Origin of the sequence: Ktedonospora formicarum (assembly GCF_016587355.1) — a bacterium.
In the GTDB taxonomy this organism is placed as follows: domain Bacteria; phylum Chloroflexota; class Ktedonobacteria; order Ktedonobacterales; family Ktedonobacteraceae; genus Ktedonobacter; species Ktedonobacter formicarum.
The window spans coordinates 579788-594963 of sequence record NZ_BNJF01000002.1 but is presented as its reverse complement, the minus strand read 5'-3'; the positions used below and the strand labels follow the sequence as shown (position 1 = coordinate 594963).

Sequence of the window (15176 nt, the reverse complement as noted above, 5' to 3'; positions counted from 1 at the left end):
ACTAACTCCTCTCATCCTGATAGAAGACCCAGAAGCGCGAAGTCTGGAAAGCCAGCGCGGTAATGCTTGCAATGGCGATCAATAAGGTCCATGCCATCGCTGAAGCGTAGCCCATGTGCAGGCTCCCAAAGCCCTGCTGATAGACGTAGAGCGTGTAAAGCAGCGTCGAATCGAGTGGGCTTCCCTGCCCATTACTGATAATAAAGGCGGGTGTGAAGGCCTGGAACGCCTCTACCATCTGCATGACAAGATTGAAGAAGATCAGCGGTGTTAGCAAAGGGAGCGTAATGCGGAAGAATATGCGTAGCCTTCCTGCGCCATCGGTTTGTGCCGCCTCGTAGTACTCAGTGGGAATCTGCTTAAGACCCGCCAGGAAGATAATCATGGGCGAGCCGAATTGCCAAATGGAGAGCAGAACAAGCGTGGACAGAGCGTAATCTGGATTCGCGATCCAACTCTGGTTCGCTGGAATGCCAAACAGCCTGAGAAACTGATTGACCACACCATCTGAATCAAAAATCTGCCGCCACAAGATCGCGATGGCAACGCTCCCACCCAGCAGGGAGGGAACATAGTAAATGGCTCGGTATAAGCCTATGCTGGTCAGCCCGCGCTTTAAGATAAGTGCTAGCAGGAGCGCGAAGGCGATCTTGAAAGGCACCGATAAGAAGACATAGCCAATCGTAACGCGGACCGCGTGTTGCCAGCGCTCATCCTGGAACATGTTGATGTAGTTGTCCAGCCCAAGCCATCGTGGCGCGGACAAAAGATCATAGTGTGTAAATGAGAGATAAAGCGAACCAAGGATTGGCCCTATCGTAAAGACGATGAAACCGAGGAACCAGGGAATAAGGAAGACATAGCCTGCTACCTGCTCCTTTTGCAGGTGATTGGGCGTGTGTTTGCGCGTTGAGATAGGCTTGAGCGTCTCTTGTGGTGCCTCTTTTATAGCAATGCGAGCCATAAGTATAACTCCAGTGTTGTTACTCTGTCATGATGCTTGCTAAGTAGCCTCTGATATGGCCTATCAGGCCATATCAGCACTCATAATCAATGGCGTGGCCCATAGAGGAATGTAGAGCGGCGGGAGCATCCGCTCTACATTCTGAGTGCTAAAGACGCGGAGGCGCATCACTTAGCCTGAGCAATGGCCTTCTGGGCATCAGAGAGGAAGCTTTTGGCTCCCGCTGAGATAGATGTCTTACCAAAGCTTACTGCCTGTGAATCCCTGGTTAGTGCGGTCTGAACATCGCCCGCGCCGGGAGGATCAAGGACCTGCTTGCCCTTGACTCGACTACCCTGGGCCATACGGTCGAAGAAGGTCATGACAATCTTTTGACTGGTCGTGAGTTGCGAAGTGAGCGACTCGCGAGCCTTAGTTCCTCCGGGTACACCACGGTCGAGCCCAAGGGCTTGAACCCCCTTGGGGTCATTGGTGATGAAGTCGATGAATTTGGCTGAGTCATCGGTGTACTTTGTCTTAGAAGATATGCTAATAAGCATTGAAGGCTTGAGATAAGAGCCTGGTTGTGAGCCTTTAGGAATGGGATAAAGCTCAAGCGCGTGCTTCGTGAGGGTCTGATAGCTATCAAAGAGGTTCGAGTGGGTGACGTTAAAGATTGCTTTACCATGAATGAGAGTGGAGTTAGCGGCCCCGCTGGTTCCGCTTAACGATGCCTGAACGTCAGGTGGGACACACGCCCCCGCCTTGCGCATCTTGTCCCAGAAGCTAAACCACTCGGCAACGTCGTCAGCCGTGAAGTTAACCTGCCCATCGTTGGTGTAGAGTTCCTTCCCATGCTGGCGCAACCAGACCTCGAAGGTCGCAATCTCACCACTGGCATCATTGCTGGCGCTTACTCCTTTCTTGAGCTGTTTTGAAAGCTTGGTCATATAGTCAGAGAAACCATTCCAGTCCAAGTCATCAGTGGGGGGAGTGCCACCAGCGTCCTTGAGCATCTCGGTATCATAGATCCAACTATGATAGTTGCCGCCCATTGGGATGCCATAGACCTTTCCACTAGCTTTGCTACTCTCTAGTAGGGTCTGGTCAAAGTCGGAGAGATTGATAGCTTTGCTATCGATAGAGGATGTCAGATCTAATAAAAGACCTTGCTTGACATACTGAGCCACGTAGCGCATGTCCATTTGGAACAGGTCGGGCATGGTTCCGCCTGCTACCTGTGTATTGAGCTTGTCCCAGTAAGCGTCAAAGCCAGTGAAGTGTGAATTGATGGTAATATTGGAGTGCTGTCCCTGAAAGAGGCTGATAGCCTTTTTGGTAAGCTTGTCGCGTGAGGCGGAGCCCCAGAAATAGAGCTGTAGTTTGGTGGTTCCACTCTTGGCGGTAGGGCTCCCACAACTGGTGAGCCCTAGAACTGTCAGCCCTGCCAGGCTGCTTACACCCAATTGAACCGCTTGCCGTCGGCTATAGATCCTGCTCATAAGATCATGTTCTCCTCTTCGTCTTGTGTCTTACGCTTTCGCCAACCCACTGTAGGGATGCGACATCACTTATGCCAGCTACGTTGCCAGTGTTCAGATTCTGAATAACGTTCGGAATCTAAGCGTTGTGTGATTTTAAGACTGTTCTGCTCAAGCAGAAGAAAGACATGCCGTGCGTTTATCTCGTCTATGGGATAGTGTGCTTGCTTACTTGTATGGCCGCACTCGTTGCGACCAGTAAGAAAGAGCGCCTTGGATCGGTAAACAGGAAATAAGATTGGCGTTGTTGGATATAGTGGTCAGGATATGACCTGTCGTGAAGGGTCGGGCACCGGGTAGGTGCAGCGACATAACCTCCTTTCTCTTTAGCGTATGATGGGCTTTAACTCATTGGTAATCGTTTTCTTTTGTCGTATTACTTCACTGCCTCTGGAGAGAGGAGGGGAAGCCGTGCCGGGAGTAAGATATTGTTTACCTGTTACTGAAACCTCTTGAAGATGCTATGCGTCAAGTCGTACATTGCTCATGGTAATTTGCGTGTACTCTCGCGGATGACAAGATTTGGTATGAGTATACGTTGGTGAAGCTCTAGTTCTGGATCATTAAGTAGCTCAATCAAGTATTTGACTGCCATCTCATCCTGCTTGGAGAATTTAAAGTCAACCGTTGTAAGTGGCGGTTCGGTATAGGCTGCCAGTTCTGCGTTGTCGAAGCTAATGACAGAAACGTCATCGGGAATGCGCAAACCATGTTCGCGTAAGGCTCGCATGGCTCCAAATGCCATTGTATCGGTTCCGGCTAGCAAGGCGGTGAACGTATCGTCGCTCGCCAGAACGTGTTTTGTTGCCTCGTATGCCGCGCTAATAGTGTAGTCAGCCCCATAAGCAGGCCCGGGCGTCAGGCCATGTAGGCGCAGAGTCTCTTTCCACACCTTTTGACGCCAGTATCCATTGATAATTTCTTCTTCGGGAGGGATGGCGGCGATATGCCGGTGCCCCAGATTGATAAGATATTCCACTGCTATGCGTGTCGCGTATACCTGATCAAAGCCAATCCAGGCCAGTTTTGAACTTGGAACATAGTCGCGTCGAACCAGGGGGATTCCATGACTTTGAGCTAAAAGATCATCATCTGAAATGTGCATGCGAGGCGCGTACATCACGACTCCATCTACCAACCGTGATGCTGCCTGCTCAAATGCCTCTTCCAAATTGTCCTCATCGGTTTCCGAGACAAGGAGACTGTAACCCATGCTCTTTGCGACATGTGCCATCTGCTTCGTGGTATTGGCGAGACGCCCACCATGCCTGACATCTACAAGAAACAACTCCAATGTATGTGAACGGTTGGTGCTGAGTATCTGAGCTACTCTGTTCGGCGAGTAGTCTAACTCTTCCATCGCGCTCAAGACGCGCTTGCGTGTCTTCTCTGAGACATTATCACTGTCATTCAAGACGCGTGATACCGTCTGGTACGAGACACCTGCCGAACGTGCGACATCATGAATTGTGATCTTTTTCTTCTTGAGTGTCATATTGGTACTCAACTGCGATAAAAATTGTGATCGGTCACATTATAATCAAGCTTATTTTGCTTTGTCAATCCCTGTTTTGTCATAAAAAGATCATAAACCTGCGTATAATTTGCTTTTGGAGCGCTTTGATGACTATACTATTGTGTGACCGGTCACAAAAAATTGACGCCGAGGACATGCTCCTCCACACGAAGGGAGAAGGAGAAGAAATGACTCAGAGCAAGCGTTACGCTATCGTAGGTACCGGGTCGCGCGCGGGTATGTATGTAGACGCGCTGACCACGACCTATCAGGATAAGGCCGAGCTGGTCGCGTTCTGCGACCTTAGCCAGGTACGCATGGATTGGTATAATCAGCGCATACATGAGCGGGGATATCGCGGTGGAGAGCCGCTACCCACCTTTAAGGCTGAGTATTTTGATACCATGATCGCTGAGGCCCGGCCTGATGTGGTGATTGTGACGACTATGGATAGCACACATCACACCTACATCGTTCGCGCGATGGAACTGGGCTGCGACGTGATTACAGAGAAGCCGATGACGACTGAGGTGCCCAAGATTCGCGCCATATTTGATACGATTGAGCGAACGGGCAAGTCTCTGCGAGTCACATTTAACTATCGCTATACACCAGCCTACACGCGTTTCCGTGAGTTGGTGCGCGATGGAGTCGTGGGTCGTCCGCTCTCGGTTGACTTTAGCTGGCTCCTCGATACCAGTCATGGGGCAGATTATTTTAGACGCTGGCACCGGGAGAAGCAGAACAGTGGTGGTTTGATGGTCCACAAAGCGACACACCACTTTGACCTTGTAAATTGGTGGATCGACTCATATCCACGTCAGGTATTTGCCCTCGGCGATCTGAAGTTCTACGGGCGAGCGAACGCGGAGGAGCGTGGAGAGTCCTACCCCTACACGCGTTATACCGGTATTCCCGAGGCTCAGGGCGACCCCTTTGCTCTGAAGCTAGATGAGAATGAGGCTCTACGAGGTCTCTACCTGGAAGCCGAGCAGGAGTCCGGTTACTTGCGTGACCGCAACGTCTTTGGCGAACCCATCACAATAGAGGATACAATGAGTGTTGTGGCTCGCTATCAAAATGGCGCGCAACTCTCCTATCATCTACTGGCGTACTCGCCCTGGGAGGGGTTGCGTGTCGCGATAACGGGCACGAGGGGACGAATTGAACTGGAGGTTGTGGAGAACATCAACCACCTGAATGGTGACGGGCGTGCCAAAGGCGTTGGTGCGAGCAAGGGATCTTTCAAGCAAGCGACTATCCGAGCCTATCCTATGTTTGGTGTGCCCTATGAAGTTGAGGTGCCGATTGGCGAAGGTGGGCACGGCGGGGGGGACCCAGTGCTTTTGGAGCAACTCTTCGCTCCTGAGCCGCCCTTTGATCCTTTCAAGCGCGCAGCCTCGCATATTGACGGAGCGGCCTCAATCCTTACAGGCATCTCGGCGAATGAGTCGATGCGTACTGGCACGCTGGTAACGGTTGATGACCTATTCCCTCTCTCCACGTGGAAACAGAAGGAGGCAAATACGCTATGAATGAGGATCGCTATTTTTCCCCCGAGCCCGCACAGCGCCAGGTCGCGCGTGCGCTCTACGATGAGGTGAAAGCGCTGCCTCTCATCTGCCCGCATGGGCATGTTGATCCGCGTCTACTGGCTGACCCCAATTACCAGTGGGGAACGCCCGTTGATCTACTCATCATCCCTGATCACTATGTCTTCCGTATGCTCTATTCACAGGGAATCAGGCTGGAAGAACTCACTATTCCCACCAGGAATGGCGTAACTGTAGACGCGCCCGATCATCGTCGTGTCTGGCAACTCGTCTGCGATAATTGGCATCTCTTCCGAGGGACGCCTACTTCCATCTGGTTACGTGACGAATTGCGCGATATCTTCGGCATCGACGAGAAGATCAACTCCGCGAACGCGCAGAGCATCTATGACGCTTTGAGCGGGAAACTGGCGAGCGATGAGTTCCACCCTCGCGCGCTCTTTGAGCGCTTCAATATCGAAGTGCTGGCGACAACTGATCCAGCGACGAGTACTCTGGAGTATCATCGGGCGCTGCGTGAGTCAGGCTGGCATGGGCGTATTATTCCCACATTCCGACCGGACGCAGTGGTCAACATTGATACTCCCGACTATGATCTTCAGATCCAACGTCTCTCTGAAGTCTCTGGCATTGAAGTAAAGGACTATCAGTCATATATCGCAGCCCTGGAGCAGCGTCGTGCTTACTTCAAGAGTCTTGGCGCGACCGCTACCGATCATGCGGCTCTGACCGCATATACGAAACGGCTGAGCTCAGGTGAAGCTGAGGCGATTTTCCAGCGCGCCCTGAAGGGGAATGTCAGCGCCGAGGACGCGCGGTGCTTCACCGGACATATGTTGATCGAGATGGCGCGCATGAGTATTGAGGATGGGCTCGTGATGCAGTTGCACGCTGGTAGCTATCGCAACCATAACACCTCCCTCTTTGAGCGCTTTGGTCCAGATATGGGAGCCGATATTCCCACAGCAGGCGAGTTCACCGCCAATCTCAAGCCACTGCTGGATGCTTATGGTAACGAGAAGGCTCTGACTCTGGTGCTCTTCAACCTCGACGAGACAACCTATAGCCGCGAACTGGCTCCTCTGGCTGGACACTATCCAGCGTTGCGCCTTGGTCCGCCCTGGTGGTTCTTCGATAGCCTCAATGGGATGCGGCGCTTTTTTGATAATGTCGTCGAAACGGCTGGCATTTATAACACGGCTGGCTTTAACGATGATACGCGTGCTTATCCTTCGATTCCAGCGCGCCATAATGTCTGGCGTCGTGCCAGCGCTGACTGGCTAGCAGATCATGTTGTGCGCGGTATCATCGATGAGGAAGACGCCCATGAAATGATTGTGGATCTGGCCTATCGCCTGGCGAAGCAGACGTACAAGCTAGGAGGACTCTAATGTCAGACCTATCAAGCTTGCCTATATTGCCGCAATCGGTCGTTGAGTATGAGGGGACGACCTATGCTTTGATGAACCTTGAAGGTGAGAGAATGCTGGTGGTCGCTGGTCAGACGGCGGGCTTTGTGGGTACCCCTCACGACCAGCCATCTGCCCTGCTCTGCTCTCTACTCGCTGAGAACGCAGATACCCTGCGCCAGCGTTTGCCCTGGTTGCAACCCGTCACGCTGGGTTTGAGAACGTCGGCTGGCATGGGTGACAGGCTGGGCTTCGCTACACCTGGTCATATTCAGGCGATTCAGGGGACCGGCGTGGCACCCATCTTCGCGCAGCAATCAGTACGCGAAAATACGCGTACTGGTCGTACGCCCCAACAAGTGCTTGATGATGCCATGTGGGGCGCGTTTGAGATGGGCTGGCGCGAAGCCTGGGGCGCGGATGCCGATCACCTGAAAACGCTCGCGGACATCGACCCATTTGTGGAGGCTGGTTATACGTTCTACACCATCGATCCAGGCGACTATGTGGACGACGACGCGGATACCGCTCCCCTTGAGCGCTTGCGTGAGAAGGTCAGTGCTTTACCCTGGGACGAGTTGGAAACAACCATGCAGGATACTCAGGTGCGCTACCTCACGACCGTAGACCTGGACGGACGCCCTCTGCCCTTCGATGCCCAGGCATTGTATAGCGCGGTTGCCAAGTATGGAGCCGCTATCGCGCATACTGCGAGAATGGCTCGTCGTCTGCGTGAGCTTATGGGAACGCGTCCCTTTGAGCTAGAGATGTCGGTTGATGAGACAGGCACCACTACCCGTCTGCAAGAGCACTTCTATATCGTCTCCGAACTCAAACGCCTGGGAGTGCCCCTGGTCAGCATGGCACCGCGTTTTGTTGGACGCTTTGAGAAGGGCGTCGACTACATCGGCTCACTCGACGAGCTTCAGCGCAACCTTGCCGGGCATGCTGCCATCATGCGTCACTTTGGCAATAGCTATAAATTGAGTCTGCACACTGGTTCTGATAAGTTTGATGTCTACCCGCCCGCTATGCGCTATACCCAGGGATTGGTCCATCTCAAGACGGCGGGTACAAGCTATCTTGAGGCGCTGCGCTTGTTGGCTACTGTAGAGACAGATCTCTTCCGCGAGATATTGACCTTCGCCCGCGAACGTTACGAGGAAGACCGTAAGACGTATCATGTCTCGGCGAGTCTGGATAAAGTACCAGCGTCTGATGAACTCACTGATGAGCAGTTGCCATCCCTCCTTGAGCAGTTTGATGCGCGGCAGGTTCTGCATGTCACCTTTGGGTCAGCGCTTGATAGGTTTGGGGCGGCTCTTGAGCGTGCTCTGGTTCGGCATCGCGAGGAATACTATGCCTTTATAAAGCGGCACTTCGTCCGGCACCTGGAGCCGCTTCGTCTTCAGTAGAGGGGAGCAAACCTTTTGCAACTTAGCATTGTTACTGATGAGATCTCTCAGGATCTTGAACATGCCTTACAAGTGTGTCGTGATCTGGGTGTGGACACTGTTGAACTGCGCACGTTTGACAACAAAAATATCGTCTTCCATGACGATGCGAGCCTGAAGCGTGTCCAGGATCTACTTGAGAATGGCGGATTCAAGGTTTGCTCTATCGCCTCTCCCTTTCTGAAGAGTCCATTCTGGCAGAATGAGAGTGAGCAGGAGCGGGAGTGGGAAATCTTGCAACACTCCTTTGAGCTGGCGAAGCGCTTTAACGCTCCTCTCGTACGTACCTTTTCTTTTATGCGTGTGCCTGATCCCACAGCTGTACGTGAGAAGGTTCTTGAGGTAATTGCCGAAGCGGTCCGGCGAACCGAGGAGGCAGGGCTCAAACTGGTGATAGAGAATGAGCACGCCTGCAATATCGCTACAGGCGAAGAGACTGGCTGGCTGCTTGAACGCATTCCATCGACCTCCTTTGGCGTGATCTGGGACCCTGGTAATGAGGCCGCTCTCGGCTCATCCCCTTTCCCCGAAGGATACGCGCATGTGCGTCAGCGTGCCTATCATGTCCATCTCAAGGATGTAGATGACCAATTCCGCTGGACAGGCATGGGAGCAGGAACTATCGATTATGTCAGCCAGTTTCGCGCCCTCGCAGCTGACGGCTATGAGGGATACATGTCGCTGGAGACACACTACTCACACCCGCAGGGCGGTCAGGAGCAGGCTACTCGCGAATCCTTTGCCTCTCTGCTGACACTCTTGCGCGAAGCAGGTGTTTCATAAAGGTGAGCAAGGCCGAGTTGAATATTGATATACAAAACATGTAGTGAGAAGGAGTATTGTCGCGATGGAGCAGACACGCCTGAGGCACGCGATTATTGGTGTTGGGGCTGGCATATTGAACGGTCATCGACCTGCGCTAAAATTGCCAGAAGTCGATCTGGTCGCGGTTTCCGATGTTAATGTCGAAGTTGGTCAGCAGCGCGCTCAAGAACTAGGCAGCGCCTTTTATGAAGACTATCGCCAGATGCTCGCGAAGGAGCGGCCTGATATTGTCGTGATCCTGACGCCGCCTTTTTTGCATGCATCAATGGCGATTGACAGTCTAAGCGCGGGAAGCCATGTGCTGATCGAAAAGCCTATGGCGGTGCAGGTCGAGGAGGCGGATGCTATGCTAGAGGCCGCACGTCAGAACGAGCGCCAGTTAGGCGTAGTCCTCCAACACCGCTTTCGCCCAGAGGTAAACGCCGCTCGTCAGGTCTTACAGCAGGGCGTGCTGGGTGAGATTCAGCGCGTCGAACTGGTCGCGATGTGGCCTCGTCCAGCGAGTTATTTCTCTATGGCAGCCTGGCGCGCGACCTGGCGAGGTGAGGGTGGTGGCATCCTTACCAATCAGGCCGCGCATAACCTGGATGTGCTCTGCTATTTGCTGGGTCAGCCCAGACGAGTTGTAGCCTGGACGCGCCAATTACTACACGACATCGAAACGGAAGATACGGCGCATGCCATGCTAGAATGGTCGAACGGCGCCCTGGGCATGCTCCATATTAGCACTGCCGAAGCTGATGTTGCGGAGCGTCTGAAGATAGTTGGTACGCGTGGCTCTCTCGAAATGGGACATGGCAAGCTGAGCGTGCAAACGCTCGATGTGGATATGCGGGAGTACAGAGTGAGTTGTCTCAACCCCTATGGTAGCCCCAACGTGCTTCCATATGATGTGAGTCTGGAAGAAGGTAAGGGCGATCATGTCGCCGTCTACCGTGATTTTCATAATGCCATACTCAATGGCACCTTACCTCGCGCGGAGGGTGCTCAAGGATTATTGGGTTTAGAGCTTGCTAATGCCATCAACTATTCCAGCCATAAGGAGCGCGAGGTTGTGCTTCCCCTGGACCGGCACGCTTATGCGGACCTCCTTGCGGACCTGCGCGAGGGGAAGAAGTAGGCCTGTTTCAATAGAGGAGAATTCAAGGATTTGAGATGTAAAGAGGTGATACATGCTCGGCTGATGTCTGCATCATGTCGCATGTATCACCTCTTTATCCTAGTGGACGAGGACTTTTTGCGTATAAATGAGACGATTTGCGGAGGGAGGACGTGCAATAATATAACGTTACTCGACTTTTCTCTAAAAGGACTGCTTATGTATCATACAAACGAACAGAACCTAGAACGCTCCTCAAAATATATATTGATTGTGGAGGATGATGCTGAGATTGGCCTCTTTCTCACGGAAGCTATCAAGCAGGAAACCCCTCATAGGGCAGTGCTGGCTTTTACCGCCTCTGAGGCTCTGGCGCTTCTCAAGCATGATCGCCCCGACCTTTTCATTTGTGATTACCGGTTGCCCGATGTAAATGGCTTTACTCTTTACCAGACCATACGAGCTATGGATATCTTCGATGATGTACCTGTCGTACTTATTAGCGCCATGCCCGAGCTTATGAATATACCAGTGGAGCATAATAAGCTTCTGCGTTTGCAGAAGCCAATCGAACTTGACGAGTTCCTCTACCTTGTCAATACCTTGCTCTAGGATGATGTCTCCCTGGTGTGTCTCGGCTTCGTGTTCATAGTAGACTACCTATTGCTGTATCTTTTTAAGAATGGAACCAAACAAACATCGGCACTCGGCTTTCAACAAGTAGATACAGAACAGGACGAGGAAGAAATGTTCGCTCTGGCTTACCTGGAGCTGCGCTAGCGAGAGGCATGGTTGCATTTAGGGGCATAAGCAAAACCTCCTGCTAGTACTATAGCGAGCATGTGGAGCCGGGCTTTATGAGGAGTTCGACTCCACATAATTTCTTATCTGCTCTGTATCATGGTTACATACGCGATTGCTTTCGCTTTTAGCTTGTTATTAAGAAGGATAGCGTTTACAACAATCGCCGCGATGATAAGTGGGAAATCACATACCCCTATACTGAAGATTCCGATTACGACAAGCATAGGCCAATATACGAAGAAACTGCATAGAAGCAAGACAATTCCTACTGTTGTCTCCCCTGCTGTCAGCCAACCAACGCCAAAGATGCCGAAGATAGAGAGGATAATTTCAACGACAAGCGGGGTGTTACTTCTCTGCGTATTGTTGACGACTGTAACATTCACCCCTGGTTGAGGCCCATATTGAGGTGGCATGTAGCCTTGTTGAGGAGGAACATAGCCTGATTGTGGGCCATAACCAGGCGTAGGAGGAATGTAGCTCTGTTGGGCCTGGTAATAGCCTTGTGGTGGTGGATTATACCCCGGCTGTGGTGATTCATATCCTGACTGTGGTTGATCATAGCTGGATTGACCAGAAGGATAGTAACTCTGTTGTTCTGGTCTATATTCTGGATTTTGAGCATAAGGGTATGAAGCAGGAGCCATAGCTCCACAGTTTAGACATACAGCAGCATTAATTGGTATCACCATACCACAATTAGCGCAATTCATCGCGAGTATGCATCCCTTTCCTTATGTCTAAGGTCTTATGCGAAAACCAACGCCGCTGCCGCGGCTAGTGTTGCTGCACTCAGGTTTTCGAATAAGGAGTAAGCCTATTCTTAAATGTTATAAAAAAAGCCATAATTGCGTATTAAAGATTGTAGCATGCAGATGTGTTTAGCACAATCATTCCACCTTTATGTCTAATCTTGCCTGATCAGTTTGTGCTCAGGTGCAAACTGAATGTACAGAGCAATATTTTTAGATGCTTTAAGGAGGGAGAGCATGCTTGGCGAATTGAATCAGGAACAAATAGATCATGTCTTGTACAGTAATGTCCTGGGGCGTATTGGCTGTCATGCTCACGGTCGTACGTATATAGTTCCCATCAGCTATGTTTATGATGGTGACTCTATCTACGCCCATTCGCTTCAGGGGATGAAGTTGAGAATGATGCATGAGAATCCAGATGTCTGCTTTGAAGTCGATCATATAGACGATCTGGCGAACTGGCGCAGCGTCGTGGCATGGGGCCGATTTGAGGAGCTTGAGGGAGAAGAAGCTGCCAGAGCGGTACAGTTATTGATGAAGCGCATGGTAACCATTGTTGCCAGTGGCGAAGCTGTACATGAACTTGTCGAAACCGACAAGTTTCTTCCTGAGCGGCTGCGTAATGTAGCCTCAGTCTATAGCATCCATCTATCCGAGAAGACAGGTCGCTTTGAGACGGACGGCGCGTAGCGGAATATATGCGCCTGGCGGGAGTTGGCGCGCACTATTCTCGCCAGACGTGTATTGAAGGAGCTTTAGACACGCGCCGCTTCCGCACGTGCTTGCAGGTCACGCGCCATTGTTTGAAAGCCTCGTTGCAGGTCGCGAGCAAATAATACCTGGAGCAAGGGGGCAACGATGCCTGTAAAGGACTCTTGCGTCCAGTACTCGGTTGTTTGCTCGTTGATGGCCTTGATAACCTGGAAACGCTCACCACGCAATATCCATGCAGGAGAACGAATCTTCCAGGCTAGCAGACGTTGTGGCTCAAGCGCGGTAATTGTTTCGACACTTGTTGTCGCAAGATTACCTCGCATACGCACACGCATCGTCAGTGTCGCGCCAACGCGCAAATCGGCCTGCATCGATGGCACAAAGCTATTCCATTCTCCATAGTGTTCCAGGTCCGTCAGGACCTCCCATACGCGTTCAAGGGGGGCATTGATAGTTATGCTGGTCTGAACGCTGAACCAGCCCGAAGCCTCTGGTACTTGCATCAAAATCAGCCTCAAGATAATTTAGAGGGGACAACATAATCTGCTTGCGAGAGTCGTATCGTCATTGCCAGAAAGCGCAAGTGAGTGCGTGAAGGTCCTCGAAGAAGGAGAGCGAGTCAGGGTCTTCTGTATACCCATAGGCTTTGAGAAAGTGTAATCGATAGGAACTATGCTCCCATTTTTCTAGCAGGCTCAGGGAGAATAGCGCCGTCGCCAGATCGAAGCGTCGATCAATGTAACCTCCTCCAGACCAGTCAATGATGCCTGCTACTCGCTCATGAAGGATGAGCACGTTTGGCAGGCAATAGTCATAGTGACCAAATACCATGTCATTCTCAAGCAGCGGGCGGCGAGCTTGTAGATCATCCAGCAGGTGGTTTCCTATTGCTCCATCGAAGCGTGTTCTGGTACGCTCAATTGGTGTGTTGACCGGGCGTGCCTCGATCTTTCCTCTCAGCCAGTCCAACTTCTCTGACAGCCAGTTCGCAGGTCGCGAGAGATCTGGTGACCAGTTATGAATCAGGCGCAATGTTTGCGCGAACTGGGTAACCAGATCCAGCCTCTCTTGGCTCTCTGCCCTACGCAGGCGCTTATAGAGCGGCTCACCTTCAAGATAACTAAAGAGGAAGGCATGTTCACCATCTCCCGCTTCCTCCATCAAGGGCTGAGCCACAAGTGGAGCCTGATCTTGTAGTGCTGAGAGAACATATGCTTCTCTGGATAAGGCTTCAATCATGGCAGGCGTCTGTGCGACTTTGAGGATGAAGCGCCCACGCTGAGAGGTTAGGATGAATACTTTGAAAGCCATTCCCTGAGGTGGGGTCTCGACTGAGAGCAGCGGGCCAACATAGGACGCGACCGCTGGAGGTAAAGGAAGCGACATGTGCATCTATTCTCCTGTATAATGTCGCTTGTAGTATACCACTTTTCGCGTTTTAAAATTTCTAGTATGGCGAAAGGCGGATTGTGCGCGGTGCCTTCCCCTATCTCAAATTAGGGTTTCATACTCAGCCTGGATAATCATTTCTGCCAGGGCATCGAAGACACGCTGGTTATCGTTAGGAAGTATAGTGCGCGCGAAGGCAAGGCCCAGGCTGGCAGCTAGTTGACTGGCCTCAATGTCTAGATCATAGAGCACTTCCAGGTGATCGGAGACGAAACCAGCGGGACAGACTAGAGCTCCCGCCTTTCCTTTGTGGGGAAGCTCCCGCAATACCTCCAGGATATCGGGGCCAATCCAGGGATCGGCAGTACGGCCCGCGCTCTGCCAGGCAATGGACCAGTGAGTCAAGCCTGCTGCCCTGGCGACAGCTTCCGCCGTTTCCCGAAGTTGGCGGGGATATGGGTCATTATTGGCGAGAATACGCGCGGGCAGACTATGCGCCGTGAAGATAATCTCTAGCTGCTCCTCGGTTATCCCTGATTCCTTGAGCAGGCGTTCTCGCGTGTGCAATATCTGTTCTGCCAGATAAGTAATGTAACCTAGCAAGAGATGCCAGGACTCGATGGCTGTAAAATGCAGACTCGCGGGCAGCGTCTTCTGAACGCGTTGCATATACTGAGCTACACTCATGCTGGAATAATGGGGAGCGAGCACAAGCCCAATAGCCTGATTAGCACCACTGTGCGCAAGCTCCGAGGCACTCGCCTCAAGAAAAGGATCGGCATGCTTCATACCGAGGAAGGTTTGATAGTGGCCGGGCATTCGTGCGTCGAGTGCTGCCTGTATGCCCTCGACCTGGGTACGCGTATGCTTCAGCAGAGGCGAAAGCCCACCGATAGCCTGGTAGCGCCCACGTAGTTCCGCCAGCAACTCTTCCGTTGGGGGATGTCCATGTCGAATGTGAGTATAGTAGCTCTCGATGTCTTCGCTCTTCGCTGGCGTTCCATAAGCCATAATCAAGACTCCGACAGGAGCCGGAGTGTGGTTGCTCTGTGGTGTCATTTTCTCTTGTCTAACTCCTCTGTTTCCGGCTCGTTGGACATTTCTCGGCACAAAGGCGCTTCGCCGGGTCGATTGTATTACCTTCTATAAGCAAGTATACTCATGCCCTCGCGCA

The 15176-nt window shown here is 52.0% G+C and carries 14 protein-coding genes; 7 read left to right on the top strand and 7 right to left on the bottom strand.

Features of this window, described 5'->3' with window-relative positions:
• Nucleotide 1: 1 nt before the first annotated feature.
• The 3 genes from K3T82_RS21555 to K3T82_RS21545 form a co-directional block, all read right to left on the bottom strand.
• A complete protein-coding gene (locus K3T82_RS21555; protein WP_220195612.1) occupies nucleotides 2-964 on the bottom strand; it encodes a carbohydrate ABC transporter permease in 963 nt (320 codons plus the stop codon).
• 167 nt (nucleotides 965-1131) lie between these two features.
• The gene (locus tag K3T82_RS21550; protein ID WP_220195611.1) at nucleotides 1132-2445 is read right to left on the bottom strand and encodes an ABC transporter substrate-binding protein; all 1314 of its coding nucleotides are present in this window, start codon (nucleotides 2443-2445) and stop codon (nucleotides 1132-1134) included.
• Between the two features lie 523 nt (nucleotides 2446-2968).
• Complete coding sequence (locus K3T82_RS21545) at nucleotides 2969-3979, bottom strand: LacI family DNA-binding transcriptional regulator (RefSeq protein WP_220195610.1); 1011 nt, start codon at nucleotides 3977-3979, stop codon at nucleotides 2969-2971.
• Nucleotides 3980-4188: 209 nt separating this feature from the next.
• Between K3T82_RS21545 and K3T82_RS21540 the strand changes: the two genes are divergently transcribed.
• The 6 genes from K3T82_RS21540 to K3T82_RS21515 all read left to right on the top strand — a co-directional run bounded on the left by K3T82_RS21540 (nucleotide 4189) and on the right by K3T82_RS21515 (nucleotide 10952).
• Nucleotides 4189-5535, top strand: a complete 1347-nt coding sequence (locus K3T82_RS21540; RefSeq protein WP_220195609.1) for a Gfo/Idh/MocA family protein — start codon at nucleotides 4189-4191, stop codon at nucleotides 5533-5535.
• Nucleotides 5532-6944, top strand: a complete 1413-nt coding sequence (gene uxaC / locus K3T82_RS21535) for a glucuronate isomerase (RefSeq protein WP_220195608.1) — start codon at nucleotides 5532-5534, stop codon at nucleotides 6942-6944. The genes K3T82_RS21540 and uxaC overlap by 4 nt, the downstream gene beginning before the upstream one ends.
• The gene (locus K3T82_RS21530; protein ID WP_220195607.1) at nucleotides 6944-8377 is read left to right on the top strand and encodes a tagaturonate epimerase family protein; all 1434 of its coding nucleotides are present in this window, start codon (nucleotides 6944-6946) and stop codon (nucleotides 8375-8377) included. The genes uxaC and K3T82_RS21530 overlap by 1 nt, the downstream gene beginning before the upstream one ends.
• Nucleotides 8378-8392: 15 nt before the next feature.
• Entirely contained in the window at nucleotides 8393-9199 is an 807-nt protein-coding gene (locus K3T82_RS21525) for a sugar phosphate isomerase/epimerase family protein (protein ID WP_220195606.1), read from the top strand.
• 64 nt (nucleotides 9200-9263) lie between these two features.
• Nucleotides 9264-10361, top strand: a complete 1098-nt coding sequence (locus tag K3T82_RS21520) for a Gfo/Idh/MocA family protein (RefSeq protein ID WP_220195605.1) — start codon at nucleotides 9264-9266, stop codon at nucleotides 10359-10361.
• A 198-nt stretch (nucleotides 10362-10559) separates the two neighbouring features.
• Nucleotides 10560-10952, top strand: coding sequence for a response regulator (locus K3T82_RS21515; protein ID WP_220195604.1), 393 nt, complete (start codon nucleotides 10560-10562; stop codon nucleotides 10950-10952).
• A 272-nt stretch (nucleotides 10953-11224) separates the two neighbouring features.
• Here K3T82_RS21515 and K3T82_RS21510 read toward each other — a convergent pair whose 3' ends face one another.
• A complete protein-coding gene (locus K3T82_RS21510) occupies nucleotides 11225-11791 on the bottom strand; it encodes a hypothetical protein (RefSeq protein WP_220195603.1) in 567 nt (188 codons plus the stop codon).
• A 342-nt stretch (nucleotides 11792-12133) separates the two neighbouring features.
• On the opposite strand from K3T82_RS21510, the gene K3T82_RS21505 reads away from it, so the two are divergent.
• On the top strand, nucleotides 12134-12589 hold the full coding sequence (locus K3T82_RS21505) for a pyridoxamine 5'-phosphate oxidase family protein (protein WP_220195602.1): 456 nt from the start codon (nucleotides 12134-12136) through the stop codon (nucleotides 12587-12589).
• Nucleotides 12590-12654: 65 nt separating this feature from the next.
• Here the strand turns inward: K3T82_RS21505 and K3T82_RS21500 are convergent, their stop codons facing one another.
• The 3 genes from K3T82_RS21500 to hemH form a co-directional block, all read right to left on the bottom strand.
• Nucleotides 12655-13116 (bottom strand): SRPBCC domain-containing protein, encoded by a 462-nt coding sequence (locus K3T82_RS21500; RefSeq protein ID WP_220195601.1) that lies wholly within the window; start codon nucleotides 13114-13116, stop codon nucleotides 12655-12657.
• Nucleotides 13117-13177: 61 nt separating this feature from the next.
• Entirely contained in the window at nucleotides 13178-13999 is an 822-nt protein-coding gene (locus tag K3T82_RS21495) for a phosphotransferase (RefSeq protein WP_220195600.1), read from the bottom strand.
• Nucleotides 14000-14104: 105 nt separating this feature from the next.
• On the bottom strand, nucleotides 14105-15061 hold the full coding sequence (hemH, locus tag K3T82_RS21490) for a ferrochelatase (protein WP_220195599.1): 957 nt from the start codon (nucleotides 15059-15061) through the stop codon (nucleotides 14105-14107).
• Nucleotides 15062-15176: the final 115 nt, after the last annotated feature.